This is a genomic window from Brevundimonas sp. (assembly GCF_036402095.1).
In the GTDB taxonomy this organism is placed as follows: domain Bacteria; phylum Pseudomonadota; class Alphaproteobacteria; order Caulobacterales; family Caulobacteraceae; genus Brevundimonas.
The window spans coordinates 1-5,024 of record NZ_DASWTO010000106.1 but is presented as its reverse complement, the minus strand read 5'-3'; the positions used below and the strand labels follow the sequence as shown (position 1 = coordinate 5,024).

Below are 5,024 nucleotides of genomic sequence, written 5' to 3'. Positions count from 1 at the left end.
CCAGCTGGGCGTTGGTCGCGTTCAGGTTCTGGAGCGCGATCATCGCGCCCACGTTGGTGTTGACCGACATAACCATCGGCTGTCCTTCCATTCTGGTCGGTTGGGAAACGGCCTTCTGGCCGCGGAACCGGTTCTGGTTCGCGGGCGGCGACGCAAGGATCGGGCCGCCAGCGGCACGACCTCAAGTTTCTGTTTTGTGGAGCTATTTTTCCGGACCCGATCGTCCCGCCCGGCAGTTTTGTCCGCTGGCGCCCGGCCTGCCCAGACCGATTCCTTCCGCCCTCCCGGCCGCCGCCGCCAGGCACATGATCGTTGTTAACCCGGGCCGCCTTCGCTAACCGTTGTCGGTCACCACCGGAGCCGTCCATGACCCGCCAGAGCGACCGGTTCGAGGGCACCTCGAACTACATCGCCACCGACGACCTGAAGATCGCGGTCAACGCCGCCGTGGCGCTGGAGCGTCCGCTGCTGATCAAGGGCGAGCCGGGCACGGGCAAGACGGTGCTGGCCTATGAGATCGCCCGCGCCCTGAATGCGCCGCTGATCACCTGGCACGTCAAGTCGACCACCAAGGCCCATAACGGCCTGTACGAGTACGACGCCGTCTCGCGCCTGCGCGACAGCCAGCTGGGCGAGGAGCGCGTTCACGACGTGCGCAACTATCTGAAGCCGGGCAAGCTGTGGGAGGCCTTCACCTCTCCCGTCCGGCCTGTGCTGCTGATCGACGAGATCGACAAGGCCGACATCGAGTTTCCGAACGACCTGCTGCAGGAACTCGACCGCATGGAGTTCTTCGTCCAGGAGACCGGCGAGACCATCCGCGCCGATGTCCGGCCGATCGTGGTCATCACCTCGAACAACGAAAAGGAGCTGCCGGACGCCTTCCTGCGCCGCTGCTTCTTCCACTACATCCGCTTCCCCGACGAAGAGACGATGAAGGCCATCGTCGAGGTGCATTTCCCCGGCATCAAGCCGCGACTGGTCTCGGAGGCGCTGAAGACCTTCTTCGAGATCCGCGACACGCCCGGCCTGAAGAAGAAGCCGTCCACCTCGGAGCTGCTGGACTGGCTGAAACTGCTGCTGGTCGAGGACATCGATGCCGAGACCCTGCGCCAGAAGACCCCCGGCAAGTTGATCCCCCCGCTGCACGGCGCGCTGCTGAAGAACGAACAGGACGTGCATCTGTTCGAGCGGCTGGCGTTCCTGAACCGGCGCGAAGGCGCCCGCCCGGGGGCGTGAACACACCGGCGGACAGGTTTGGTCACGCCGATTACCGCGATTTCACTGGATTCCCGAGGACTGGAGCGCAGGATGAACGCGACAAGGACCGAGACCATGCCCATGCGTCGCCTTCTGATTCCCGCCCTCTGCCTCGCGGCCCTGACCGCGGCGTGCGACGGGGATTCCGTGCGCATCTCGTCGACCCGCACGGAGGACCCGGACGCCAAGGGGGCCCTGAAGGTGGTCGAGACGCTGCAGTGCCCGCGGACCATGGGCTCGCTGACCCGCAAGGGCTCGGCCTCCGCCGAGGGGATGGTCTGCACCTACTCCGGCCCCCGCGGCGCCGAGGTCAGCCTGCATCTCGTCGAGCTGGACGGATCGAGCGCCGCCGAGGCGCTGAAGGCGTTCGAGGAGCGGCTGTCGGCCAGCCTGCCGCAGGCGGTGGCGCAGCTGAGGGCCTCGGCCGAAGAGGGCGCGGCGGCCGTGGCGGCGGCGGAAAAAACCCACCCGACGGCGGCCGGAGACCGGGCCTCGGTCCAGGCCCCCGGCGTGGACATCCGGGCCGAGGGCGATGACGCCACGGTCCGCCTCCCCGGTCTGCACATCGAGTCGCGGGGCGACGAGGCCAGCGTGCGCATCGGCGGCTTCCACATCGACGCCAGCGACGGCGAGGGCTCAGTCAACATCGAGGGTTCGGAGGGCGGCGACAACGTCAGCGTCCAGGCGCACCAGGACGCCGCCGAGATCCGGACCAGCGCCGGGGGCGGAGCCACCCGGGCCAGCTGGATCCTGACCGACAACCGGCCCTCGGAGGCCGGATGGCGGCTGGTCGGCTATGAGGCGCGCGGCCCCGCCGGCGGGCCGATCGTCGTGGCGACGGTGCGCTCGCGCGACCGCGACCGCGGCAGCGTGTTCGAGGACGCCAAGGACCTCGTCGCCCTGAACGTCGGCGAATAAGCGGCCGCAGGCTTGATCGCGGCGGCGGGATGCGTCACGTGACGTGCCCACCGCAGGATACCGCCTTGGCCGTCACGCCCCGCACCCCGTCGTCGAAGAACGCTCCGCGCGCCTGGCAGCGGATGCTGTCCGGCCGCCGGCTGGACCTGCTGGACCCCTCGCCGTTCGACATCGAGATCGAGGACATCGCCCACGGTCTCGCCCGCGTCGCGCGCTGGAACGGCCAGACGGTCGGCGAGCACGCCTTCTCGGTGGCCCAGCACAGCTGCGTGGTCGAGGAGATCGCCGCCCATATCCGGCCGGGGCTGGAGCCGAAATGGCGGCTGGCCGCCCTGCTTCACGACGCCTCGGAATACGTCATTGGCGACATGATCTCGCCGTTCAAGGCGGCGCTGGGTGTCAGCTACAAGGATTTCGAGGCGCGGCTGGAGCACGCCATCCACATCCGCTTCGGCCTGCCCGCGAAGACGCCCGTAGCCGTCAAGAAGCTGATCAAGGAGGCCGACAAGGCCTGCGCCTTCTTCGAGGCGACCCAGCTGGCCGGCTTCACCCGGCAGGAGGCGCTGGGCTTCTTCGGCAAGCCGCCGGCGGGCTACGACCTGACCATCGACCCCCTGCCCGCGCCGTTGGCCCAGCAGCGCTATCTGGAGCGCTACCGGGTGCTGGCCGAGGCCGTCGGCCTGATGCCCGCCCCCGACGCCTGGCATACGGAATAGGCATGACCCTTCCGGCGGAACAGGGCGTCCGGATCGGTCTGTCGGCGGTGGTCATCGCCCTCCGCGACCGCAAGGCCTGCGTCCTGACCACGCCCGGCGACGACGGCGCCCTGGCCCTGCCGTTCGGACCGTTCGACCCGGCCCGCGACCGCACCTTCGAACTGGCACTGCGCGAGTTCGTGACCGCCCAGACCGGCTTCCGGCTCGGCTTCGTCGAGCAGCTCTACACCTTCGGCGACCTCGGCCGGGCCAGCCCGCGGGCGACCCCGGGCCCGGAGCGGCGCCGCGAGGTCTCGGTCGGCTATCTCGCCCTGACCGCGGACGCCGCCGACGCGCCGCTCGCCGAGGCGCGCTGGACGCCGGTGCTGGACATCTTTCCCTGGGAGGACCGCCGCGACGGCGCCGCCGCCTGTCTCGTCCCCCTGCTCGATGGACTGGCCGCCTGGGCGGCGGGCGATCTGCGCAGACAGGCCCGGGTCGACACCCTGTTCGCCCCCGCCCCGCCGCATCGCTGGAATGAAGGGCGGGTGCTGGAGCGCTATGAGCTTCTCTACGAGGCGGGCCTTGTCGCGGAGGCGGCGCGTGACCGCGACCAGCCCGTCCCGCCCGGGGCACCTGGCCGGGCCATGGCCTCGGACCACCGCCGCATCCTCGCCACCGGACTGGGCCGGCTGCGCAGCAAGCTCAAGTACCGGCCCGTGCTGTTCGACCTGATGCCGCCGACCTTCACCCTGTCGGAACTTCAGGCCGCCGCGGAGGCCGTCGCCGGCCTGTCGCTGCACAAGCAGAATTTCCGCCGCGGAGTCGAGCGCACCGGTCTGGTGGAGCCCACCGGCCGCCTGTCCGCCGCCACCGGCGGCCGCCCGGCCGAACTGTTCCGCACCGTCGGCGGCGACCTGTCCGCGGCCGACACCCTCGGCCTCCCCCTGCCCGCCCAGCGCTGAGAAAGTCGCGCCCGATCCGCCCGTCCAAATGAAGCGCCCCGGAACGTCCGCAAGGGCTTGCGGCCGGGGCGTCCCGCCATTAGAGAAGCCGCTCGCTCGACCAAAGCGTTCGGCCCCGCGGAGAGGTGGCAGAGTGGTCGAATGTACCGCACTCGAAATGCGGCGTGCCTTTACGGGTACCGTGGGTTCGAATCCCACCCTCTCCGCCACCGCCCTTCCATAATGAGATCCATCACCTGACCGGACCGCGGGCCCCGGCGCCGCGGGTCCTGCACGGCCGCGACTGGAAGGGAAGACGATCCCGCCGATCACCGCCACCGGGGCCAGCGGCGCCGGACCTCGGCGCCCGCCCCGAGGTTGCTCACCAAGGGCGCGAAGGCGGCCGCCAGGGCGTCCTCAGCACTCGCCGCAGACGGAGAACGACCCCTCGACCTGCAGGGAGGCGTCGGCGTTCTCGACAACGCTGAGGCTGACGGGCTGAAGGCCGTGCGTTGTCTCAAGCGCGCCGAGCCAGCCGAAGACGGCGGCGGCGGGGGCATTTGCGGCGCGGAACAGCATCCGGCCGGAGGGGTCCATCCCGGTGGTGAGCTGAAGCCCGGCCGCCCCGGCGGTTTGCAGCAGTACCGGTTGCAGACCCTGAACATCCAGAGTGCGGGGCTTGCCGTCGGCCGCGGGCGCGAGCCGGGTCAGGGTGGTCCGGACCTCGGCCAGATGCGCCGCGGCTCGCGCGCGTTCCCCGACCGCCTTGTCACGCCAATCCGTCAACGGACGGACGATCCCCAACCAGACGACGACGGCCGCCACGAGCAGGGCCATCACGGCCAGCATCTGTCGCTCGCGCCGCGTGCGGCCATCCCAGGCCTGATGGAGTTGGGCGAGCAGGGGGTTCACGGGCGGGCTCCGATGCTGATGTCGCTGACCACCCGGCCTCCGTCGTCGAGCGTGGCGCTTTCGGTCACGGCCAGGCCGGCCTCGGCCATCCGGCGCTCAAGTTCCTGCATGTCCGAATACGCGGGGTGGCTGAGCGTGGCCCGCATCCCGTCGTCGGGCGCCACGATCAGGGCGTCGAGTTCGACCCCTTCGATTCCCTCGACGGCGGTGAACAGGGTGGCGGCGGCGGCCGTCACCCCGCCGGGGGGCGGTGCCGCCGCGGCGCGGCGGCGCACGGCGGCGACCGGGTCGGACT

6 protein-coding genes and 1 tRNA gene are annotated in these 5,024 nt (G+C 70.6%); 5 read left to right on the top strand and 2 right to left on the bottom strand.

All coding sequences use genetic code 11. From position 1 onward, the window contains the following. Nucleotides 1-366 precede the first annotated feature (366 nt). The 5 genes from VGD32_RS07940 to VGD32_RS07920 all read left to right on the top strand — a co-directional run bounded on the left by VGD32_RS07940 (nt 367) and on the right by VGD32_RS07920 (nt 4,047). Entirely contained in the window at nt 367-1,239 is an 873-nt protein-coding gene (locus tag VGD32_RS07940) for a MoxR family ATPase (RefSeq protein WP_331031357.1), read from the top strand. A 102-nt stretch (nt 1,240-1,341) separates the two neighbouring features. Then, the gene (locus VGD32_RS07935; RefSeq protein ID WP_331031356.1) at nt 1,342-2,178 is read left to right on the top strand and encodes a methyltransferase type 11; all 837 of its coding nucleotides are present in this window, start codon (nt 1,342-1,344) and stop codon (nt 2,176-2,178) included. Nucleotides 2,179-2,300: 122 nt separating this feature from the next. Continuing rightward, nucleotides 2,301-2,894, top strand: coding sequence for an HD family hydrolase (locus VGD32_RS07930; protein WP_331031358.1), 594 nt, complete (start codon nt 2,301-2,303; stop codon nt 2,892-2,894). A 2-nt stretch (nt 2,895-2,896) separates the two neighbouring features. Next, nucleotides 2,897-3,838, top strand: a complete 942-nt coding sequence (locus VGD32_RS07925; protein ID WP_331031355.1) for an NUDIX hydrolase — start codon at nt 2,897-2,899, stop codon at nt 3,836-3,838. A 119-nt stretch (nt 3,839-3,957) separates the two neighbouring features. Further along, nucleotides 3,958-4,047 (top strand) — tRNA-Ser (locus tag VGD32_RS07920). Nucleotides 4,048-4,234: 187 nt separating this feature from the next. Here the strand turns inward: VGD32_RS07920 and gspM are convergent. Both gspM and VGD32_RS07910 read right to left on the bottom strand, forming a co-directional pair. Continuing rightward, on the bottom strand, nt 4,235-4,729 hold the full coding sequence (gspM, locus tag VGD32_RS07915) for a type II secretion system protein GspM (RefSeq protein ID WP_331031354.1): 495 nt from the start codon (nt 4,727-4,729) through the stop codon (nt 4,235-4,237). Continuing rightward, on the bottom strand, nt 4,726-5,024 hold a 299-nt coding region (locus VGD32_RS07910; RefSeq protein WP_331031353.1), incomplete at its 5' end, for a hypothetical protein. The genes VGD32_RS07910 and gspM, both read right to left, overlap by 4 nt.